The organism is Chitinophaga niabensis (genome assembly GCF_900129465.1).
GTDB lineage: Bacteria > Bacteroidota > Bacteroidia > Chitinophagales > Chitinophagaceae > Chitinophaga > Chitinophaga niabensis.
On sequence record NZ_FSRA01000002.1, the window covers coordinates 2,035,803 to 2,055,690 of the forward strand.

Annotated in this window: 17 protein-coding genes; 10 read left to right on the forward strand and 7 right to left on the reverse strand. The window is 47.5% G+C overall.

From position 1 onward, the window contains the following. Window positions 1-29: 29 nt before the first annotated feature. From BUR42_RS25600 to BUR42_RS25610, 3 genes are all read right to left on the reverse strand, one after another. Complete coding sequence (locus BUR42_RS25600) at window positions 30-1,934, reverse strand: DNA polymerase III subunit gamma/tau (protein WP_074242401.1); 1,905 nt, start codon at window positions 1,932-1,934, stop codon at window positions 30-32. A 93-nt stretch (window positions 1,935-2,027) separates the two neighbouring features. Beyond that, window positions 2,028-4,163 carry a M48 family metallopeptidase gene (locus BUR42_RS25605; protein WP_074242402.1) on the reverse strand — a complete coding sequence of 712 codons (2,136 nt, stop codon included), beginning with the start codon at window positions 4,161-4,163 and terminating at the stop codon, window positions 2,028-2,030. A 145-nt stretch (window positions 4,164-4,308) separates the two neighbouring features. Next, window positions 4,309-5,472, reverse strand: coding sequence for a hypothetical protein (locus tag BUR42_RS25610; RefSeq protein ID WP_074243211.1), 1,164 nt, complete (start codon window positions 5,470-5,472; stop codon window positions 4,309-4,311). Between the two features lie 258 nt (window positions 5,473-5,730). On the opposite strand from BUR42_RS25610, the gene BUR42_RS25615 reads away from it, so the two are divergent. The 4 genes from BUR42_RS25615 to BUR42_RS25630 all read left to right on the forward strand — a co-directional run bounded on the left by BUR42_RS25615 (window position 5,731) and on the right by BUR42_RS25630 (window position 10,504). Then, a complete protein-coding gene (locus BUR42_RS25615; RefSeq protein WP_074242403.1) occupies window positions 5,731-6,993 on the forward strand; it encodes an efflux RND transporter periplasmic adaptor subunit in 1,263 nt (420 codons plus the stop codon). A gap of 16 nt (window positions 6,994-7,009) precedes the next feature. After that, complete coding sequence (locus tag BUR42_RS25620) at window positions 7,010-8,365, forward strand: ABC transporter permease (RefSeq protein ID WP_074242404.1); 1,356 nt, start codon at window positions 7,010-7,012, stop codon at window positions 8,363-8,365. Then, window positions 8,358-9,830: a TolC family protein gene (locus BUR42_RS25625; RefSeq protein WP_074242405.1), complete on the forward strand. Its 1,473-nt coding sequence runs from the start codon at window positions 8,358-8,360 to the stop codon at window positions 9,828-9,830. The genes BUR42_RS25620 and BUR42_RS25625 overlap by 8 nt, the downstream gene beginning before the upstream one ends. A gap of 107 nt (window positions 9,831-9,937) precedes the next feature. Then, window positions 9,938-10,504 (forward strand): hypothetical protein, encoded by a 567-nt coding sequence (locus tag BUR42_RS25630; protein WP_143197577.1) that lies wholly within the window; start codon window positions 9,938-9,940, stop codon window positions 10,502-10,504. 190 nt (window positions 10,505-10,694) lie between these two features. Here the strand turns inward: BUR42_RS25630 and BUR42_RS25635 are convergent, their stop codons facing one another. The 3 genes from BUR42_RS25635 to BUR42_RS25645 all read right to left on the reverse strand — a co-directional run bounded on the left by BUR42_RS25635 (window position 10,695) and on the right by BUR42_RS25645 (window position 12,871). Then, window positions 10,695-11,306, reverse strand: a complete 612-nt coding sequence (locus BUR42_RS25635; protein ID WP_074242407.1) for an ATPase — start codon at window positions 11,304-11,306, stop codon at window positions 10,695-10,697. Between the two features lie 4 nt (window positions 11,307-11,310). Further along, entirely contained in the window at window positions 11,311-11,544 is a 234-nt protein-coding gene (locus BUR42_RS25640) for a hypothetical protein (RefSeq protein WP_074242408.1), read from the reverse strand. A 109-nt stretch (window positions 11,545-11,653) separates the two neighbouring features. Beyond that, entirely contained in the window at window positions 11,654-12,871 is a 1,218-nt protein-coding gene (locus BUR42_RS25645; RefSeq protein ID WP_074242409.1) for a purple acid phosphatase family protein, read from the reverse strand. Window positions 12,872-13,074: 203 nt separating this feature from the next. Between BUR42_RS25645 and atpD the strand changes: the two genes are divergently transcribed. Next, window positions 13,075-14,577 carry a F0F1 ATP synthase subunit beta gene (gene atpD, locus BUR42_RS25650; RefSeq protein ID WP_074242410.1) on the forward strand — a complete coding sequence of 501 codons (1,503 nt, stop codon included), beginning with the start codon at window positions 13,075-13,077 and terminating at the stop codon, window positions 14,575-14,577. Between the two features lie 22 nt (window positions 14,578-14,599). After that, window positions 14,600-14,851 carry an ATP synthase F1 subunit epsilon gene (gene atpC, locus BUR42_RS25655; RefSeq protein WP_074242411.1) on the forward strand — a complete coding sequence of 84 codons (252 nt, stop codon included), beginning with the start codon at window positions 14,600-14,602 and terminating at the stop codon, window positions 14,849-14,851. A 250-nt stretch (window positions 14,852-15,101) separates the two neighbouring features. Here the strand turns inward: atpC and BUR42_RS25660 are convergent, their stop codons facing one another. Next, a complete protein-coding gene (locus tag BUR42_RS25660; RefSeq protein WP_074242412.1) occupies window positions 15,102-15,653 on the reverse strand; it encodes a YqgE/AlgH family protein in 552 nt (183 codons plus the stop codon). Between the two features lie 348 nt (window positions 15,654-16,001). Here BUR42_RS25660 and BUR42_RS25665 point away from each other — a divergent pair, with 348 nt between their 5' ends. From BUR42_RS25665 to BUR42_RS25680, 4 genes are read left to right on the forward strand one after another with little or no spacing between them, the layout of a single operon-like run. Further along, window positions 16,002-17,426 carry a sensor histidine kinase gene (locus BUR42_RS25665; protein WP_234979807.1) on the forward strand — a complete coding sequence of 475 codons (1,425 nt, stop codon included), beginning with the start codon at window positions 16,002-16,004 and terminating at the stop codon, window positions 17,424-17,426. Between the two features lie 34 nt (window positions 17,427-17,460). Continuing rightward, a complete protein-coding gene (locus tag BUR42_RS25670; RefSeq protein ID WP_074242413.1) occupies window positions 17,461-18,267 on the forward strand; it encodes a HesA/MoeB/ThiF family protein in 807 nt (268 codons plus the stop codon). A gap of 2 nt (window positions 18,268-18,269) precedes the next feature. After that, a complete protein-coding gene (locus BUR42_RS25675; protein ID WP_074242414.1) occupies window positions 18,270-19,058 on the forward strand; it encodes an alpha/beta hydrolase in 789 nt (262 codons plus the stop codon). A gap of 11 nt (window positions 19,059-19,069) precedes the next feature. After that, the gene (locus BUR42_RS25680) at window positions 19,070-19,888 is read left to right on the forward strand and encodes an alpha/beta hydrolase (protein ID WP_084185819.1); all 819 of its coding nucleotides are present in this window, start codon (window positions 19,070-19,072) and stop codon (window positions 19,886-19,888) included.

Genomic DNA, 19,888 nt, shown 5'->3' on the forward strand with positions numbered 1-19,888 from the left:
AATATTCATTTCCCTTGCGGGATAACGGTTTAAAAATCAAGTTCCATGTTCAGCCTGTCTTTCAACTCTTTCACCAGCGGGTATTTTTCAATCATCCGGGCAAACTGTTCCCGGCTGGAAAGTGCCACGGGGCCGGTGTCTTCGTTCTGCTGCTGGCTCTCATCCAACTGTAACGTAAGGATGAGAGTATTGTTTTTGAACTTCTTTTTGAAGAATTCTGATATTTCCAGCTTTTCTTCTTCCATGAAGCGGAACTGTACGATGTTCCTGCTCACGATGCCAATTTCCTGCTGGTTGATCAGGATCACCTGTGCCAGCTGGAGATTGCTCACTACCGTCATTTTGTTAGCCTGGCGGAAGCGGTCTATGAATTCCTCCCAATATACAACCAGTGCGCCTGCCGTCAAAGGGATGGCTGTATTTTCTAAGCTCTCCTGTTGTTGTTTGGCTGCCAGGGCTTCTTTCATGGCAGAAAGGCCGGTAAGCTTTGTCTGGGGGGCAGTAGGTTTGGGGAGTGTTGGTGCTGCCGTTCTTTGAGTTGGAGCGGCCGTATTGTTGGGTGGCGGTGTATAAGCTGACGGTGCTGACGGTGTATAAGCTGTGCTGGTATTAGTGGCGGCAGCGGCAGTTCCCGTATTGCTGCCGGAAGTGTTATTTCCGGTTGCCCCTTTCTCCACCTCTATTGTTAAACGGGGAGCTTCAGGCGTGATAGTCTTTGTAGTAGCGGGTTTGCCGTAAATTGGCTGTGGCAGCGGTGCCCTCAGCCTTTGCGGTGCTCCTTCAGGAATCAGGTTTTTTTTTACCACCTCCCCGGTCTGATCATTGCTTACCAGGGTCACTGCCTGTTGCAGGTAACATAACCTGATAAGGGCCATTTCCACATGTAATCTTTTATTCCGCGCCATGCGGTAGCCGATCTCTGTTTCATTGAGCAGGTGTAAGGCCGTTACAATATAAGCAGCGCTGATGCGGCCGCTCATTTGTTTATACCGGTCTTTCAGATTGGTACTCACTTCCATGAGGTGCAGCACCTTATCGTCCTTACACACCAGCAGGTTCCGGAGAAATTCAGCCCAGCCGCCGAGGAAGTTATCCCCTTCAAATCCTTTCTGGAGGATCTCATCGAAAATGAGCAGGGCGCCGGCTATATCCTGCACCAGCACACACTCCATCACTTTAAAGAAATAATCGTAATCGAGTATGTTGAGGTGTTCGAGGGTATTCTGGTAGGTCAGCTGCCCGCCTGTGAAACTCACGATCTTGTCCAGCGTACTGAGGGAATCCCTCATACAACCGTCTGTTTTCTGGGCAATGAGGTGAAGGGCATCTCCTTCTGCGGTCATGTGCTCTTTCTGCACAATTTCCTGCAGGTGGTTCACCGTGTCCTGGATGGTGATCCGTTTAAAATCGAAGATCTGGCACCGGCTCAGGATGGTAGGCAGGATCTTGTGCTTTTCCGTGGTGGCCAGGATGAATATTGCGTAGGAAGGTGGTTCTTCCAGTGTTTTCAGGAATGCGTTGAAGGCGGATGAGCTGAGCATGTGTACCTCATCTATGATATAGATCTTGTACTTGCCGGCCTGTGGCGCAAAACGTACCTGGTCCACCAGGGTACGGATATCGTCTACCGAGTTATTGGAGGCGGCATCCAGCTCATGGATATTAAAAGAACTGCCTTCGTTGAAAGTGCGGCAGGAGTCGCAGGTATCGCAGGCTTCCCCTTCAGCGGTGAGATTTTCACAGTTGATGGTTTTGGCCAGGATCCGGGCACAGGTGGTTTTACCTACTCCCCGCGGTCCGCAAAACAGGAAGGCATGCGCCAGCTGGTTATTGCGGATGGCATTTTTAAGTGTTGTTGTTATATGGGCTTGCCCAACTACCGTAGAGAAGTTCTGCGGACGGTATTTACGGGCGGATACTATAAAATTTTCCATGATGGGATTCGCTCCTTTCCAGGGATCGAAAGTAAAGTAAAAAATAAAAAGTAAAAAGTGAAAAGAATCAAACCCGCTCTGGTGGCTGTTTCTTTAGTTTCTGGCCAGCAGCGACGCCGTGAATTCAAGGTAATCTTTTTTACGCAGTTCAGTAACATCGGTGTAATTGCTGACAGCACGGTGGGTAAGGCGGTACAGGCGTACGATCTCCTCCTGGTGGATAGCGTTTTCCTGCAGGTAGGTATAGTTGGTTTCCAGGAAGCGGCGGGTATCTTCCACAAAGGTATTGTCCAGTTCTGCCGGGATATCCGCTATTTCCAGCATGTTCTCCAGCAGGGGCTTCAGTACCTTTTCTTCTTTTTTAACAGCCTTCAGCTGGTCCAGCAGGGCATGCAGGCGCTGGTCTTCCATATTATACAGGACCTGCACCTGGCGGATCACCATGGTGGCCTGGGATTCCATCTCCCGGGTTTTGCGCTGATGGAGCAGCACGTTATTATATAAACCCCTGAAGGTTTGAGCGGTTTCGCGGCTTTTTTGCTCTGCCATGTACAAATGGTACTGGTAAAGGTCTTTCTCGTATTGCTGCAGCCAGGCGCTTTGTTCTTCAATTTCCTTTTCCAGGGAAATGGCCAGTGTACGGGCGGCGCTCCTTTCATACTTCCGGTTATCGAACTCAAAGTGCCGGGTATCGATATGTTTATCTGCGATGGCCACCAGCAGGGCATGATCGATCTTGTTCTGGAAGAAGCGTTTGATCTTTGTGGTGATGGTAATATTATAAAGGTCTTTGGTTTCTCCTTTGAAGGGGATGCCTTCTGTGATCCCTTTGATATCGCGGAAGGGCCTGTTCTTATAAAAGCCTGCAAAGATCTCCGGGAAACGGTAGCGGGTATGCAGCAGGGAAATGTCTTTGATAAAACCGGATGCAGATTCCAGCTTTTTAGCAGGCGGCTTTCCCGGAAAACGTTCCGCATAAAGGTTTTGGGTGATGCTTTCCTGTAGCTCCGATGCATCGTTGAACAATACCCAGGGGCTGGTGGTGTCTATTTCCACCTGTACATTGGCCGCCAGGATGCGTGCTTCCCTTTCTGCATCGGAAGGATGAGAGGCCCATTGGTCTTTATATTGTACGCGGCTGGAGATCGTCCGGGCCAGGTACTCATCAGATATTTCCGGCAGTCCTTCTACAATACGGAGCCGGTGATGGTTTGAAATATAATGCAGCAGGGCTGTTTGTGCCGAGTAGATGTTCTCAAAACAGCTATCTCTTTCTGCGGCTTCTGATAGGTGTTTGCTGCAATAGGCGTAGCAGTGATTGCTCAAAGCTAGCCTGCGGATGGAATTGACCGCCGGCTGGCTGCCGGCCACAGCTACTGAAACAGCATCTGCATGGAACTCCATTTCCCGGGAAAGGCCCATGTACAGCCGGTGGATCTGCTGGTACAGCATGCCCAGTACTGTTTGAATGAATTGCATCAGCAGGAGCGTAACGTGCGGGATCACGTTATAGATATTGATGGTATGGGCAATATCCGCCCATCTTTCCAGCAGTTTGCTTCCTCCGGAATGGCGCTGGTAGAGCATTTTGTAAATGCTTTTGTGGATGGCGTATACATAACTTCCCAGTTTGGTGCTGCGCTGGGAGAAATGGCCCAGTTCATGGGCTATCACCATTTTAAATTCGCTGAGGTGTACGGTATTTACCAGTCCCAGGCCTATTTCCAGGTTTTTGCGTACAGGCCAGAACATGCTCAGGAAACTGGAATTATAGAACACCGCGGCGTTTACCTCCGGGTTGATGTACACCTTTTTGGGCATGGAGGTTTGCATGTCTTTCGTTAGCCGGCGGATAAAGGCAAAGAGGCGGGGATGTTCTTCTTCGTGTATTTGTACCCGGTAGTGGGCTTCGTCTTTATAAGGAGTGAAGATAAATTTAACGAGAAAAAAAAGGAGCAGGCCTCCCCATAAGATAATGATGGCTGCGATAAAGTAAAAGAAAAAGGAGTAAACACCAAGGCCCTTCATTGTATGGATCAGGCTGATGCCGCCCCAGATAAAGGTTCCGGCGAGTGCAAGCGTACCCAGCATCAACAGCAGGTACACGAGGAAAAATACAAAAAGGCCAGCGATCACTTTAATGACCTGCGTGGTATAGCCTCTGGTTGGTTGGGTTAGCGTAACGGGTATTTCCGCCGGATTCGGCGGGTAATGTAAAAGTTTGCTCATAGGCCGGGACATTCTGAATAACGAGCACCCAATATACACTAATCCACTTTCCGGGATATACCCCGTATATGCTATGTTCCAGGGAGATATAAAAAAGCTCGCTGACCCCGGCAGGTATTTTAAGCTGGTGGAGATATCCTTCCTCTTAATTCAGTATCGGATGCCTTTTGAAAGGCTGCTCCCGGTTGAACAGGTAGCGATAGGTAACGAGCCTCCTGCTTATACCGGCTCCCAGGCTTTCTGCGATATTGATCATTTTAGGATTGAAGTCCCCTATCCACTGCATTTCATATTCTTCATAACCTAGCTTATGCTGGATGATCTTTGCGCCTTCCATGATCATAAAGGCATCCACCCCTTTCCCCTGGAATTCAGGCACCACGCCAAATACCAGGCCGGTGAACTTCTTACAGGCACCTGTCATGCGCAGCCACAGGAACTGCAATTTCTGCAAAAGGCCGAATTTGCCGTTCATGTGTTTGAAATATTGGTTCAGGTCAGGGAGGTTGAGCCAGCAGGCAATCGGTTCATCCTTATAATAGGCAAACCACACGATCTTTTCATCCATGGCAGGTTTCATCTTTTTAAAGATCAGGTAGGCCTGTTCTTTGGTGATGTCTTTCCCGCCACCATGGCTGGCCCAGGCTTTATTGTAAATGATACTGAAATCTGTGGCAAACTTTTGCAGTTGGTCCTTTCTGATATGCCGGGCGGAATAGTTCGGATCTTTAGCTAGCCTGTCGTGCCGCTCGTAAAATTTCTCCTGCACCTGGTCTTTCACTTTCATGGCAAAGCAGGATTGGTTAAAGAATAGCTGGAAGCCGTACGCTTCAAACAATTGCTGGTAATAGGGCGGGTTGTAGTTCATGCCATAGGGAGGGTTTACAAATCCTTCCACCTGTAAGCCCCACCAGCGGTCGCGGTCTCCGAAATTTATAGGGCCATCCATGGCTCCCATCCCTTTTTCTGCAAGCCAGCCCTTCGCCGTATCGAAAAGAAGATTGGCAGCCTCCTGGTTATTGATGCAGTCAAAAAAACCGATGCCGCCTACAGGCTGTTCGTCTCCTTTCGTTTTATATTTCTTATTTACAAAAGCCGCGATACGCCCAATGAGCTGGCCTTTGCTGTCTTTTAAGATCCACCTGATGGCTTCCCCGAAACGGAATGATTTATTGGCAGCAGGATCAAACACGTCATTGATATCCTTATCAAGTGGCCTGATCCAGCCTGCATACGATCTGTTCAATACAACGTGTACATCCAGGAATTGCCGGGCTGTTTGTTCGTTATTTACAAGAATTAATTCCATCTGGTGCATTTGTGCAAAAATAAAAGTTAATACGAGACCGTTATAAGTGTCTAAAAAAAAGGATCGTGAGCTATATACACATTTATCCCGTTAAAATTATCTCTCATCACAATTAACATTTTGTTTCGAATTCCCCGTATATTTTTATGGAAAAGAGGATGAATTGCATCCAGTAGGGCAGCTAGTTTAATATACCAGAGGATTGTTAATCGTATTACGCAATTTCACACTTGTTCTATATCACACACTCATTGACCTATGTTTAGAAAAAAATGGTGGCTACTCGCCGCGCTACTCGTTGTTTGCCTTGTTGTAGTTTACTACGTATTTGCCAATAAACCCGTTGGCATAGACATCACTGCGGAGGTAAAGAAAGGTAATTTCAAGGATATTGTTGTGAGCCCGGGAGAACTAATGGCCGAAAATACCGTCTACATTCAAGCCCCTAGCGGGTTACAGTCCAATCAGATCTATGAAGAGATTAAGATCCAGGACATGGCTGCGGAAGGTATCACGGTAAAAGAAGGGGATTATATCGCCACCCTGGACCCCGCTATTGTTAATAAAAAGATCGGGGATGTGCAGCTGGAGCTGGACAGGGCTATCACTACCCTCTCTCAGACCTCCCTTGATACTACCCTTCAGATGCGGGAATCGAGGGATGCCATCACCAATCTCAAATTCCAGATGGACCAGAAAAGGCTGGCGCTGGAACTGAGTAAATATGAACCACCGGCCACGATCAAACAGGCGGAACTGGACCTGGAGAAAGCACAGCGGGACCTTAACCAGCTGGGTGAAAAATACAAGATCCAGCAACGCCAGGCTGCCGCGAAAATGGACCAGGCCGGCCGGGAAGTAAAACGTAAGCAGGAGCAGGTAGCCAACCTGGTAGAGCTGCGTGATAAATTCAGGATCACTGCGCCCAAGAACGGGCTGCTGGTATATATCATAGATTACAGTGTAGGCGGAAAGAAAAAAGCAGGTTCGGCCATCCGCTCCTGGGACCCGCGCCTGGCTATGCTGCCGGACCTTTCCAGCATGATGTCTAAAACCTATATCAACGAGGTGGATATCAGTAAGATCAAAAAAGACCAGAAAGTTACCATGGGCCTGGATGCCTTCCCTGCTGTAAAGCTGAGCGGCATTGTTACCTCTGTGGCCAATATTGGCGAGAACCGCCCCGGCTCCAATGCCAAGGTATTTGAAGTATTGATCAAGCTCGAAAAAGTGGACTCCATCCTGAAACCGGGGATGACCACTTCCAATAACATCCTCATCAACGAAGTGCCCAATAAGATCATCATTCCACTGGAATCAGTATTCAGCGAAAAGGTGGGAGACAAAACGCACAATTTTGTTTACCAGCGCAGGGGCAATAGCATTGAGAAAAGAGAAGTGAAACTGGGCAAGAGCAACGACGAAGAAGTGATCGTAGAAAAAGGCCTCGAAGCAGGAGATAAAGTGATGATGGCAGAACCTGCATCCGCAAAGGATAGTAAAATCATTCTCCTTAAATAACCCGAAAACCAGCTACATGCAAAAAATATGGGGAGCCCGTAACATGAACAATCTCAGCATTGCGCTGGATTCACTTGTTGCGAACAGGCTGCGGTCGTTTCTCACCGCATTGGGCATCATCTTCGGCGTAGGTGCCGTGATAGCTATGCTGGCTATCGGAAGAGGAGCCAAAGAAGAGATCATGAACCAGATGAAACTGGTAGGTGTGAATAACATTGTGATCAAACCGGCGGAGGTTAAAAAGGAAGAGGAAGAAGGTGCGAAGAAGAACAAACCACAGGAGAGTGATGATAAAACAAAATTCTCGAAGGGCCTTAGCCTGCAGGATGCGCATAGTATTCAGAAAATGCTGAGCACCGTAGATGCCATCAGCCCGGAAATGTTCATTGAGCATGATGTTATCTACAACGGAAAAAGTAAACGGTTGAAAATGGTAGGTGTGGAGCCTGCCTTCTTTTCACTGAATAACATCGGCCTTTCCCAGGGAAAGATGTTCAATGAAACACAGCTTACAGGAGGTGAAGGCGTATGTATCATCGGCGCCGGCGTGAAAAGGAAATTCTTTATCTCGGAAGACCCTATCGGTAAAACGCTGAAATGTGGCGCGCAATGGCTGAAGGTGATAGGTGTAACGGATGAAAAGCTGATCAGCAGCGCCACCAAGGAAAACCTGGGCATCCGTGATTACAACATGGACATTTATGTGCCTATTCAAACCACGCTGGTGAGATATAAAAATCCTGCTATCCGCATCGAGCACCGGGGCTGGTTTGAAGATGATGGCGGAAATAATAACAATGATGGCGGCAGTTCCAATGCTATGCATCAGCTGGACCAGCTGATCGTGAAGGTACATCAGCCGGAACAGCTGACGGAATCTGCCGGTATCATCAGCCGCATGCTGAAACGCAGGCATAGTGATGTAATGGATTTTGAAGTGACCATCCCGGAACAATTACTGAAGCAGCAGCAGAAAACAAAAGATGTATTCAATATCGTACTCAGTGCCATTGCAGGGATCTCCCTGCTGGTAGGAGGGATTGGTATTATGAACATCATGCTGGCATCTGTGCTGGAACGTACGAAAGAGATAGGTATCCGTATGGCATTGGGTGCGCAGAAGAGAGATATTGTGATGCAGTTCCTGTTCGAAGCAGTACTGATCAGTCTTTGCGGAGGTGTGATCGGTATCCTGCTGGGCGTGCTCGGCGCTTACATTGTAGATAAAGTGGCCGATATTAAAACCATCATTTCCGCTATTTCCATCTTATTATCTTTTGTACTGGCCTCTTCTGTAGGATTGATCTTTGGGATCTCTCCGGCACGGAAAGCGGCTAACCAGAACCCAATTGAATGTTTACGCCATGCTTAAATTAAAGTTCGTTCTAGCCTGCATCCTGTGCAGTGCTTCTATTTCTATATGTTCTGCGCAGCAATCCCTTGTATTGAATGATGTGATAGGCATTGCGCAGAAAAGTTCCCCTTCCTATTACCGGGCGCAAAGCAGGGCTTTGAATTCGATGTATGCCTACCGTTATTTCAGATCCGGCCAGATGCCGCAACTGGTATTAGGTATAGATAACTATAGCAGCTTTTTGGGTGAAACCGTAGAAGTGCAGCAACCGAACGGTCCCAGTGAATTCCGCCGCCGTTCTACTTCCGTTACCTCACTGGGCCTCGGTTTGCGGCAACAGGTTCCCTGGACGGGTGGTACGTTTTCCTTTCGTTCTGATCTTACCCGGAACGATCAGTTCTCTCCGGAAAGCAAGAAATCATTCCTGGCCACACCTTTTTCTATCAGGTATGATCAGCCTTCTATCATGTACAATGCTTACCGCTGGGCACAAAAGATCTCTCCGGTATTGTATGAAGAAAGTAAACGCCAGTACATTGAAGACCTGGAAAGGGTAGCGCTGGATGCTTCTGATTATTTCTTCAGGGCTTTGGGTGCACAGGTACAGGTGAAGATCCTGCAGCTGAATGTGGAGAATACAGACACGCTGTATAAAATTTCCAAAGGGCGTTACGACCTTGGTAAAATTGCAGAGAATGAATTGCTGCAGATTGAGCTGAGCTTACTCAATGCCCGCAACAATCTTGATCAGGCAATCATTTCCAAAGAGGTTGCTTACCAGGAGCTGAAACGTTTTTTGAATATGCCGAAAGATGCAGAGATCGATCTCGTTGCACCAAATACAATTCCGTTATTTGATGTGCCCCTGGATAAAGCCGTGTCGGAATCAAGTACCAACCGCCAGGCGGTATTGAGTTTCAGGCGCAGAAGACTGGAAGCGGAACAAAGTGTGGCGCAGGCAAGGGGAAGTAATGGGTATGAATTTAACCTGAGTGCCACACTGGGCCGTTCCAATAATGATATCCTGCTGCGGTCTGCTTATTCAGGTGGGGATGTACAACAAAATCTGTCAGTAGGCGTTTCTATTCCTATCATGGACTGGGGCCGTGCCCGTAACAGGGTCCGCCAGGCTAAGGCCAACCGTGATCTTGCAGAGATAGATATCCAGCAGGACGAAAGGATCTTTGAACAGGAGATCTACCTGCAAACCCAGCAGTTCAATATCCAGAAAAGATTAGTGGCGAGTGCTGCCAAAGCAGATACCATTGCGCAACTGCGGTATGAGATCACCAAGCAGCGTTATCTCATTGGCAAGATCTCTATCACAGACCTGAACCTTGCGCAGCAGGAGAAGGACCAGAACAGCCGCGGATACATCAATGCGCTGCTTTCTTTCTGGAATGCCTATTATACAGTACGCAGGTTAACGCTGTATGATTTTGAAAGGAATGAAAAGATAAAGTACGAGTATAACGAAAAGTAATTTTCTCCAGGTGTGATCAGTGCCGGGTTTCGCAGGAAATCCGGCATTATTTTTTCTATACAGGACGTATGAGTCAAAGATGGATAGTTCCTGTTATGTGCGGCTTTATGGTCGTAATCCTTGCCGTGAGCGCTTATAGAGATCGCAGGGCAGTATCTAAAGTGCTTCGTGAAAACGAACGCTTAATCAACGAGAACAGGGACCTGCAGAACAGGTTAACCCTGAGCAGCCGCACGGCGCAGCAGATTGCGGACCGGAAAGACATGCAGCACCAGGTGGAAGGAAAGTTTGTGGACAGGCGGGAGTATTTCCGCAAGAACTGGAAACAGTATATCTCTGTGAACACGGGGGATTATAAGACCGGGTTCCTGGGAGGTATTAAAAACCTTCAGATCACGGTGCGGAACCAAACAGAATATCCGCTGGACAATGCGGTGGTGAAAGTGGAATACCTCCGGGGCAATGGGAATGTGTTCAAAACAGAGAATTATACGGTGCATAATATCCCCGAGAAGGGGGCACAGTCTGTTCAGGCTTCCAATAGCCGGAAGGGGGTGAAGGTGAATATCAAACTGGTGAGTGTAACCAGCCAGCCTTTGAATTTCTGCTGGTCCGTGGATAAGAAGGCGGCGGTGAATGATCCGGACCCCTGGGCTTGTGTACCCACAAAGTGAGTAGAATGCTGCCATTTTTGCTGAATTTGGAGTGCAAAGTGGCAGTGGGTGGGGGTAACTACGCTTTTGATACGCTTTTGATATGCTTTTGATACGGGATTGGTACGGGATTGATACGCTTTTGCCCCGGTATTTAATGGCATAATACGGCTTTTTTCGAGAGAGGGCTGATGTAGTCAAAAATTAGAAACTAAAGGATGCTTTTTTTGACTGACTTGATAAATTTTTGTACCCAATGCGGAAGGTTTTCGGCAGTAAACATAATTTTTCCATTCTCCCAGTAAAAAACCTTCTCTGGAATACTCATTTCACTATCTGCTGGAATTGCATTATCATATAAGGTTACGGTATCAAATTCCTTAAAATATTTACAGAGGTTAGCATATCCGGCCATATAATTATAGTTGATAGCTTCTTCTGATACCTTATGACCACCTGCTTTTACTCTTATTGATACGCGCTGGATACATTCTTCTACTGAATTCATACCCATAAATACAAGATGTATCTTGTAGCCTGCAGCTTTAAATGCTCTCATGGAGTATAAGGGATCTTCGGCGCTGAAGTTGGTTTCAAAAGCAAAATTCCCATTTGCGGCTATGGCCTTTTCTTTAGCCGATTTGAAAATGCCCTCATTAACAAAATTCTCAAGCGAGTCACTGCCGGTTTCAGGATATTTTGCCTTGAGTTCAGCCATATGCTTATCTCCATCAAATACCTCGAAATCAGTCGTGGTCAATTCTGCTGAAAAAAGACTTTTTCCTGCCCCGTTGGGACCTGCAACGATATACAAGTGAGGCATGGTGCTATTTTAACCGGCGTAACACAGTCTCGCTGGAGGTGTCGCGACTTTGGCAAATGAGGAATTTTCTGCCATCAGGGTATTCATGTATAAATTCATTGGGCCGTTTGCATCTCTGGTCTTTGTATACAATCGGAATGTTCTTGCTGGCATGGCTTCGCAGTGTTCTTTTCAGCACTGATTTGAGGCGTGCTTCAAGATTGGGGGCAGCTACTGTATGAATTACTTTCCTGGCCATAACTGTTATCTTAGAACTATTGCAAAAGTAACAATTATTCCGCAATAACAGTTCCAGACCCTTTGGCCGGCGCAGTAAATTGGAATTATGTTACTTTTGCAATTTTCCTCTACCGTTTACTTTTCAATTCCACTTTCCCGATCTCAGACCCATCATCTTTCAGCATCACCAGCTTCAGGTCTTTTTGCGTAGCATGCACTTTGATCAGGGTACGGTTGCCATCTTTGGGCCCGCCACCGATCACGATCGGGTAGGAGTGTTGCCCCGGAACAGGCTGATGGATCCCAAACCTGTGGGTATGCCCGGCCAGGAAAAGGTCTATTTTATTGGCTTCAAAGATCGGCCCGAAGTGTTTCCTGCATTCCATCGGCCCATGCCAGTCACCGGAATAATAGTGAGGGATATGCATCATCACTACCCGGAACTTCGCCTTTTTGAAAGCAGGGGTTTTCACAATCTCCTTTAACCGCTCCGCCTGTTCAATCCGGTATTGGTCAAAATTCACGATGCCGGCATATACGGGATGCGTATCTTCTTTATCCTCCCCGGTATCCAGCACGGTAAAATGCACGGGGCCCCAGGTTTGCGCAAAAGCATAGTTCCCGTCAAAGTAATTCCCCAGCTCCCGGCGGAATTTACCGCGGGTTTCATGGTTGCCCCGGGTGAAAATGAAGGGTTTGCCGGAGGCGAAAGAATCCCCTGCAGGGATCAGCAGGTGGTCGATGATCTGCTGCTCATCTTCCTGGTAATCAAATACATCTCCGTTAAAGAATACAAAATCATAAGGGTCTTTATTCAGGCCCATCAGGTGCGGAATGCTTTTCGGGCGATCGTGAATATCGTTCATCACCAGCCAGGAAACCTCTTTGGGATTGGCTTCCGGGGTTTTGAAACTGAAGGTATCGGAGCTGATGGTTTCCCCGTAGGTGAGTTTATACGGCTGGAACTCCGTGATCTCTTTGGATTTGATCTGGTAGTAATAGGTGGTATTGGGCTTGAGCTTCTCCAGCCGGATGCGGTGGATCCGGTCGTAAGCATCTACCAGCCCTTCTTTGGAATTGTTGGCGGTAGTACCTAAAGCAGGGGTTTCCCCAAATTCCACCCAGCTGTAGCATTGTTTGTTGCTCAGCCACATAATGGTCATGCCGGTAGGGGCGGGGTTTTGCAGGTAAGGAGGGCAAAGGAATTTGTGTTCCCCTGCCAGCGGCGCTTCTACAAAACTGGCAGCAGCTTTGGCAACAGGGGCGAGGCCTACGGCGCTCAGGATCCCTGCTTTGGTGATGGAGCCGAGAAAGTCCCGGCGGTCTAATGCTTGCTTATCGTTCATGCTAAAGAGTTTGGAGGACGCAAGTTAATCAGCGGGACTTACATATTATAACTAATTGATTAGACTTAACAATTTGGCTAAAACTGACGAAAATCACCCCAAAACCTGCCGGCATAATTTTGGGTTTTAGGCATCAATGATTACCTTTGCGCGAATTTTGCGTAAGCACACAATTACTTGCATTCTATAAACTTCTAAGAAATATGCCTAACACAGGTAAGATCAAACAAATCATCGGTCCCGTTGTGGACGTGCATTTTGAAGGAACATTGCCAGAAATTTATAACGCCCTTGAACTGACCAGGGACAATGGCCAGAAAGTGGTGCTGGAGGTTCAGCAACACCTGGGAGAGGACAGTGTTCGTACAGTAGCGATGGACTCTACAGATGGCCTGGTTCGCGGTATGGCCGTAACTGACAAAGGTTTCCCCATCAAAATGCCTACAGGTGACGCCATTAAAGGCCGTTTGTTCAATGTGGTAGGTGAAGCGATTGATGGTCTGGGCCAGCTGGACACTACCAATGGTGCTCCTATTCACCGTCAGCCTCCCCGTTTTGAGGACCTGGCTACCGATACAGAAGTGCTGTTCACCGGTATCAAGGTAATTGACCTGATCGAGCCTTATGCAAAAGGTGGTAAGATCGGTTTGTTTGGTGGTGCGGGTGTAGGTAAAACCGTATTGATCCAGGAGCTGATCAACAACATCGCGAAAGGTCACGATGGTTTGTCTGTATTTGCAGGTGTGGGTGAGCGTACACGTGAAGGGAATGACCTGATGCGTGAGATGATCGAGGCAGGCATTGTGAAATATGGCGAAAAATTCAAAGAATCCATGGAGCATGGCGGATGGGACCTGGCTTCAGTTGATATGAACGAACTGAAGAACTCCCAATCCACCTTTATCTTTGGCCAGATGAACGAACCTCCGGGTGCGCGTGCGCGTGTTGCCTTGTCTGGTTTGACCATGGCTGAATATTTCCGGGATGGGGATGGCACTGCCGGCGGCGGTAAGGACATCCTGTTCTTCGTAGATAACATCTTCCGTTTCACGCAGGCAGGTTCTGAAGTATCCGCGCTGTTAGGCCGTATGCCTTCAGCGGTAGGTTACCAGCCAACCCTGGCTACTGAGATGGGTCTGATGCAAGAGCGTATCACTTCTACCAAAAACGGTTCAATTACCTCCGTACAGGCGGTATATGTACCTGCGGATGACTTGACTGACCCGGCTCCTGCAACTACCTTCTCCCACCTGGACGCTACTACCGTACTTTCCCGTAAGATCTCCGATAAAGGTATCTATCCGGCTGTGGACCCACTGGATTCTACCAGCCGCATCCTGAGCCCTTCAATCGTTGGTGAATCTCACTACAACTGCGCACAAAGGGTTAAAATGATCCTGCAACGCTATAAAGAACTGCAGGATATCATCGCCATCCTTGGTATGGATGAGTTGAGCGACGAGGATAAACTGACGGTATCACGCGCACGCCGTGTGGAACGTTTCCTGAGCCAGCCTTTCCACGTGGCAGAGCAGTTCACTGGTCTGAAAGGTGTACTGGTTCCGATCGAAGAAACCATCCGTGGTTTTAACATGATCATGGACGGTGAGGTGGATGAATATCCTGAAGCAGCTTTCAACCTGGTAGGATCTATCGACGATGCTATCGAAAAAGGTAAGAAACTGCTGGCAGCTGCTACCAAGTAAGGTTCACTCAAAAACTAGAAACATGTTATTGGAAATATTAACACCGGAAAAAAAGCTGTACACAGGTGAAGTATATGGCATCCAGCTGCCGGGAGTAGATGGTTCTTTTGAGGTATTGGACCGTCACGCTCCGTTGATCGCTGCCCTGGGTAAGGGTAAGATGAAGGTGCTGAAAGATAAGAGCCAGGCTTCGCATTACACGATAGACGGCGGCTTTGTAGAGGTGTTGAATAATAAGGCGACCGTGCTGGTTGAAGGCGCTGTTGCGGTTTAAAACGCTGTTTAAGAAGCATATTATATTGAACGTCCTCCGGTGATCCCGGAGGACGTTCTGTTTTTAGGCAAAGAGGTTCCCCTGCGGGGGCTTTTTTTAAGGGAAGGTCCTCTGCAGAAGGAGGTTTTTAAAAAGCAACAGGCACGGCAGTTTTTAAAGAATAACGCCCCGGCATTAGGAGTTTTACCCCCTCCCTCAAAATAAAAAAAGCCACCCCAGGGCAGCTTTGGTATATACGCTCACAGCTTTCTCAATTCAATGTAGGATCTATCGGGAAATTAGCCATCATAGCAAAATTATTCCCCATCCGCCGCAAGGCCTGCCGCCAGATCTCCTGCTCATCTTCCAGGAACAGGATAGGCGTATTTACCGAGGATAAGATCCAGCTCTTTTCATTCATCTCACCTTCCAGCTGACCACTGCTCCAGCCGGAATAACCTACAAAGAATTTGATCTTCTGAAGGTCCAGCTGCTGGGAATTCACCAGGTTCACCACCGCATCAAAATCACCTCCCCAGAAAATACCGGGAAATACTTCAAATCCTCCCTCTATGAGATCAGGCATCTGGTGAATAAAATGAATAGTATCCATCTGAACGGGCCCACCGAGATAAACGGGGATGTTGGGGACAAAGACATTGGAGATAAGATCGTCCAGCTTCTGGTCAAACTGCTTGTTCACCACAAAGCCGAAACTCCCTTCCTCCTGATGTTCGCAGAGCAGGATCACTGTTCTGGCGAAATTCGGATCTTTCAGAAAGGGGTCCGCGATCAACAATATGCCTGGCGCAAGTGTATCCATACCTATTTCCTTAAGCTCTAACCAAATTTAACCAACAAAATGCAAACCGGGCGTTATTTTTTAGGTAAGAAAGGGGTAAAAAAGTAAAAGGGACCTAGACAGATCCCTTACCATTTTATCAACCAAAATCTAAATCGCTTATGGAACGAATCCACATCGATGTATGTAGAAAGTTTATTAGCTTGTTTGTATGTTATCTTACGTAACAAATTTGGTACCAGATAACGATGCAAAGTTATGGAAACTGGCAGCAATTACAGTAATAATTCCCCGTTAAAATTACGTTAAAGTAATGTTTTTTATCAGGTGTTAGGCCGGATAAGGCTTTCAGGGGTTTAATTTTGTATCATGGTTGCTATAGCAATTAGTTTGAAAGGGGTGGATTTTGCCTATATTTATCGTTTATTTGAAGCTAACATGTTGCCACTTAGAAAGATATTTCCTGTCATAATTGCGCTGATCACACTGTCCCTGTTGGGGATCATCTACATTCAGTACAGTTGGATCAACAGTGCCGCCCACATTAAGAAAGAAGAGAAAGAACAGAAAATGTCCGAGGCCGTGGACCAGGTGGCCAAAGAAATGATGGAGAGACTATCCGTTCCCATCAACCACAGCCGCATTCAATTACAGCGTTTCAAACAGGAAGGCTCTTCCAGCGGTCTGAACCTGCCTCCCATTACTAACAACGACCGGCTTTTCCGTACTAACGAGCCGGTAAGCGTACTCTTCGATCCCAAGGAAGTAACGGACCTGCTGAAGAAATCCATGAAAGACAGGAAGCTGGATACCGTGTTTGAATTCGGCATCGTGGAGAATGGATACTATCAGCTGGTATCTCCCGGTTTCACGGAACGCCTGGCCAAAAGCAGCGAGGACTCTGCATTGTACCATCAGTTCATTGCCTCCCTGGCTTATAATGCCATTACGCCGGAATCCGGACAGCTATACGTTTTTGTGCCCTCTGCCAGTTTCAAAGTGTTTAAATACATGGGCTGGATGATCTCCGGCGGGATCCTGTTCACGGCGATCATTGTTACCGCCTTCGCCCTGACCATCCGTACCATGCTGGGCCAGAAAAAACTCTCTGAGATCAAAGGGGATTTCATCAACAACATGACGCATGAGCTGAAAACCCCGCTGGCCACCATTTCCCTGGCTATTGATGCTATCGGGAATGAAAAAGTAATGGATAACAAAGACAAGATCCGTTACTTCTCCGGCATCATCAAAGAAGAGAATAAACGCATGAACAAACAGGTGGAATCCATCCTGCAATCTGCATTACTGGAGAAAGATGAACTTTCGCTCAACCTGCAACCCATAGATGTGCATCAGCTTATTTCCAGTACGGTAGAGAACCTGCAGTTACAACTGGATGGAAAGAATGGAAAAGTACATTTGCAGCTGAACGCACATCAGCCTATTATCAAAGCAGATGAAGTACACTTTTCCAACCTCATCTTCAACCTGCTGGATAACGCTATCAAATACTCGAAGGACAACCTGGAAGTAAGGATATCTACCACCAATACACGAAAGAACCTCGTGATCTCCATCGCGGATAATGGTATAGGAATGAGCAGGGATACGGTGAACAGGATCTTCGAGAAATTCTACCGCGCACATACAGGTAATGTACATAACGTAAAGGGCTTCGGACTTGGACTGAGCTATGTGAAAGCGATCGTGGATGCACACAAGGGTAAGATCAGAGTAGAAAGTATACTGGGAAAGGGAAGCCGCTTTACATTGGAGTTTCCACAGGACTAAAAAACCAGCTATCTTTGTAAGAGTAAAAGAAACAATGCTGTCAGAAAAAGAATTGTCAAGATATAAGCATCCCATTGCCGTACCTGGTATGGGTATCAATATGCAGGAGAAATTAAAAACTGCCCGTATCCTGGTGATCGGCGCAGGAGGGCTGGGCAGCCCGGTGATGCAATACCTCAGCGCAGCGGGCGTTGGCGTGATCGGTATCGCAGACTATGGTGTGATCCTGGAAGAAGACCTGCACCGCCAGCCTTTGTATAACATGCAGGACCTTCGCAAACACAAAGCAAAGATGGCCGCCAGCAGATTATTCTCCCTCAATCCCTGGAACAAACATTACCCTTTCCTCTTACAGGTAAAACCTGAAAACGCTAAACAGATCTTTGAAGGTTTCGATCTGATCGTGGATTGTTCGCAGCACCGAGCCACACACCAGATCGTGAATGATGCCTGCCTGCAAACGGATAAACCTTTTGTAGTGGCAGAAGTGCATAACTGGATCGCCTGGTGGGGAGGTTTTAATATGATGCAGGATAGCGGAGAGCGTTCTGCTTCTTACCGTTGCGGCGAAATGCTGGTGGATGATTTCAGGAATTTTGATGCCGGTGCCCTGGGTTCTACGCATGGGGCTACAGCATTACTGATCGTGAATGAGATCATCAAATACCTGGCAGGTGTTCCCGGTCTTGCAGGCAAGATCCAGACCTTCAATTACCTGCACCAGAAATTTGAGCTGAACGACCTGTATCCGGACCGTGCCGCTGTTGCGGCAGTGAAAGAGAGAGGTTTGTTCACGGCAGACGAGTATGGGCTTGAAATTGTGCCGGATGTGGAAGATTAAGCATGTCTCCTACCATCATATACATCATTGCGGGTTACATCCTGTTGATGATACTGGCTTACCTCATACAGGAGCGGTTTATTTTTAAACCGGAAAAGCTGCGGCCTGATTTTGAGTTCAGGTACGATCAGCCTTTTGAGGAATTGTTCTTTGAAGTAGCACCCGGCGTGCGTATCAATGGATTACATTTTAAAGTTGGAAAACCGAAAGGTATCCTCCTGTACTTCCATGGTAACTCCCGCAGTATTAAAGGCTGGGGGAAATATGCAAAAGATTTTACGCGTTACGGGTATGATGTACTGATGGTAGACTACCGGGGCTTTGGGAAAAGTACGGGCAAACGAACAGAAACAGATCTGCTCAACGATTCACAGTTTGTATACGATACACTCCGTGCCCGGCATCCTGAAGATCATATCCTTGTATATGGCCGCAGTATCGGAAGCGGTTTTGCCACCAGGCTGGCCAGTGATAATACACCGCGCTACCTGATCCTGGATGCGCCGTACTACAGTTTTGCCCGGGTGGTGAAAAGGTTCTTACCCATCCTGCCCTTGCGCTGGGTTTTAAGGTATCACCTGAGAACAGACCTCTGGATCAAAAAAGTAAAATGCCACACATACATTATACATGGCACGAAAGACATGCTGATCCCTATCCGCCACAGCGAGCATTTGCAAAAGCTGAACCCGCGCAGGATCACACTCATCAGAATAGAAGGCGGAAGGCATAACAATCTGCCATCATTCCCTGAATATCACGCATTTATCAGGGACATCCTGCAGGAATAAAGAAAGGGCATATGGATAAACTGAACATGAAGAAGTACTTTAAGAAATTCGCGATATGGGCCATCGGCCTGTATCTCGTGGGAGGTATTGCTTTGTATTTCGTGCAGGATAAATTGCTCTTTCATCCTGAAGTGCTGCCGGCTAACTATCAGTATAAATTCGATATCCCTTTCCAGGAAATACTCATTCCTGTTAATAAGAAAGTGAAACTCAGCGCGGTGCTGTTCAAAACTTCCGGCCGTGCCAGGGGCATGGTGCTGTATTTTCACGGCAATGCGAAAAATATCAACAGGTATGCGCAGCTGATGCCCAATTTTACCCGCAATGGTTATGATGTGCTGATATTGGATTACCGGGAGTTCGGGAAAAGTACGGGGGAATTAACGGAAGCCGCTTTGTATGAGGATGCCTTGCTGATGTACAAGGTAGCCCGTGCCCGTTTTGCGCCCTGGCAGATTGTGTTGTACGGGAGATCTATTGGAACTGGGATTGCCGCACAGCTGGCTTCTGTAAGGGATTGCAAAAGGCTGATCCTGGAAACGCCCTATTATAACCTGGAGGATGTGGCCTCTTCTTCCGCGCCTATTTACCCGGTGGGGATGATGCTGGACTATAAATTGCCTACTAATGAATTCCTTCCCAAGGTCACCGCGCCCATTACCATTTTTCATGGTACCAATGATAACACGGTGCCCTATGGGTCCGGGAAAAAACTGGAGGAATTTTTTAAGAAAGGGGATGAATTTGTTACCATCAAAGGCGGGCGGCATAATAACCTGAACGACTATCCGCTGTTCCACGCCAAGCTGGATTCTGTGTTAAAGCAGTAG

Bases quoted from the DNA above. Each gene is read 5' to 3' on its own strand.
- BUR42_RS25600 (WP_074242401.1), bottom strand. From the start codon at position 1,934: ATGGAAAATTTTATAGTATCCGCCCGTAAATACCGTCCGCAGAACTTC.
- BUR42_RS25605 (WP_074242402.1), bottom strand. From the start codon at position 4,163: ATGAGCAAACTTTTACATTACCCGCCGAATCCGGCGGAAATACCCGTT.
- BUR42_RS25610 (WP_074243211.1), bottom strand. From the start codon at position 5,472: ATGGAATTAATTCTTGTAAATAACGAACAAACAGCCCGGCAATTCCTG.
- BUR42_RS25615 (WP_074242403.1), top strand. From the start codon at position 5,731: ATGTTTAGAAAAAAATGGTGGCTACTCGCCGCGCTACTCGTTGTTTGC.
- BUR42_RS25620 (WP_074242404.1), top strand. From the start codon at position 7,010: ATGCAAAAAATATGGGGAGCCCGTAACATGAACAATCTCAGCATTGCG.
- BUR42_RS25625 (WP_074242405.1), top strand. From the start codon at position 8,358: ATGCTTAAATTAAAGTTCGTTCTAGCCTGCATCCTGTGCAGTGCTTCT.
- BUR42_RS25630 (WP_143197577.1), top strand. From the start codon at position 9,938: ATGGTCGTAATCCTTGCCGTGAGCGCTTATAGAGATCGCAGGGCAGTA.
- BUR42_RS25635 (WP_074242407.1), bottom strand. From the start codon at position 11,306: ATGCCTCACTTGTATATCGTTGCAGGTCCCAACGGGGCAGGAAAAAGT.
- BUR42_RS25640 (WP_074242408.1), bottom strand. From the start codon at position 11,544: ATGGCCAGGAAAGTAATTCATACAGTAGCTGCCCCCAATCTTGAAGCA.
- BUR42_RS25645 (WP_074242409.1), bottom strand. From the start codon at position 12,871: ATGAACGATAAGCAAGCATTAGACCGCCGGGACTTTCTCGGCTCCATC.
- atpD (WP_074242410.1), top strand. From the start codon at position 13,075: ATGCCTAACACAGGTAAGATCAAACAAATCATCGGTCCCGTTGTGGAC.
- atpC (WP_074242411.1), top strand. From the start codon at position 14,600: ATGTTATTGGAAATATTAACACCGGAAAAAAAGCTGTACACAGGTGAA.
- BUR42_RS25660 (WP_074242412.1), bottom strand. From the start codon at position 15,653: ATGGATACACTTGCGCCAGGCATATTGTTGATCGCGGACCCCTTTCTG.
- BUR42_RS25665 (WP_234979807.1), top strand. From the start codon at position 16,002: ATGGTTGCTATAGCAATTAGTTTGAAAGGGGTGGATTTTGCCTATATT.
- BUR42_RS25670 (WP_074242413.1), top strand. From the start codon at position 17,461: ATGCTGTCAGAAAAAGAATTGTCAAGATATAAGCATCCCATTGCCGTA.
- BUR42_RS25675 (WP_074242414.1), top strand. From the start codon at position 18,270: ATGTCTCCTACCATCATATACATCATTGCGGGTTACATCCTGTTGATG.
- BUR42_RS25680 (WP_084185819.1), top strand. From the start codon at position 19,070: ATGGATAAACTGAACATGAAGAAGTACTTTAAGAAATTCGCGATATGG.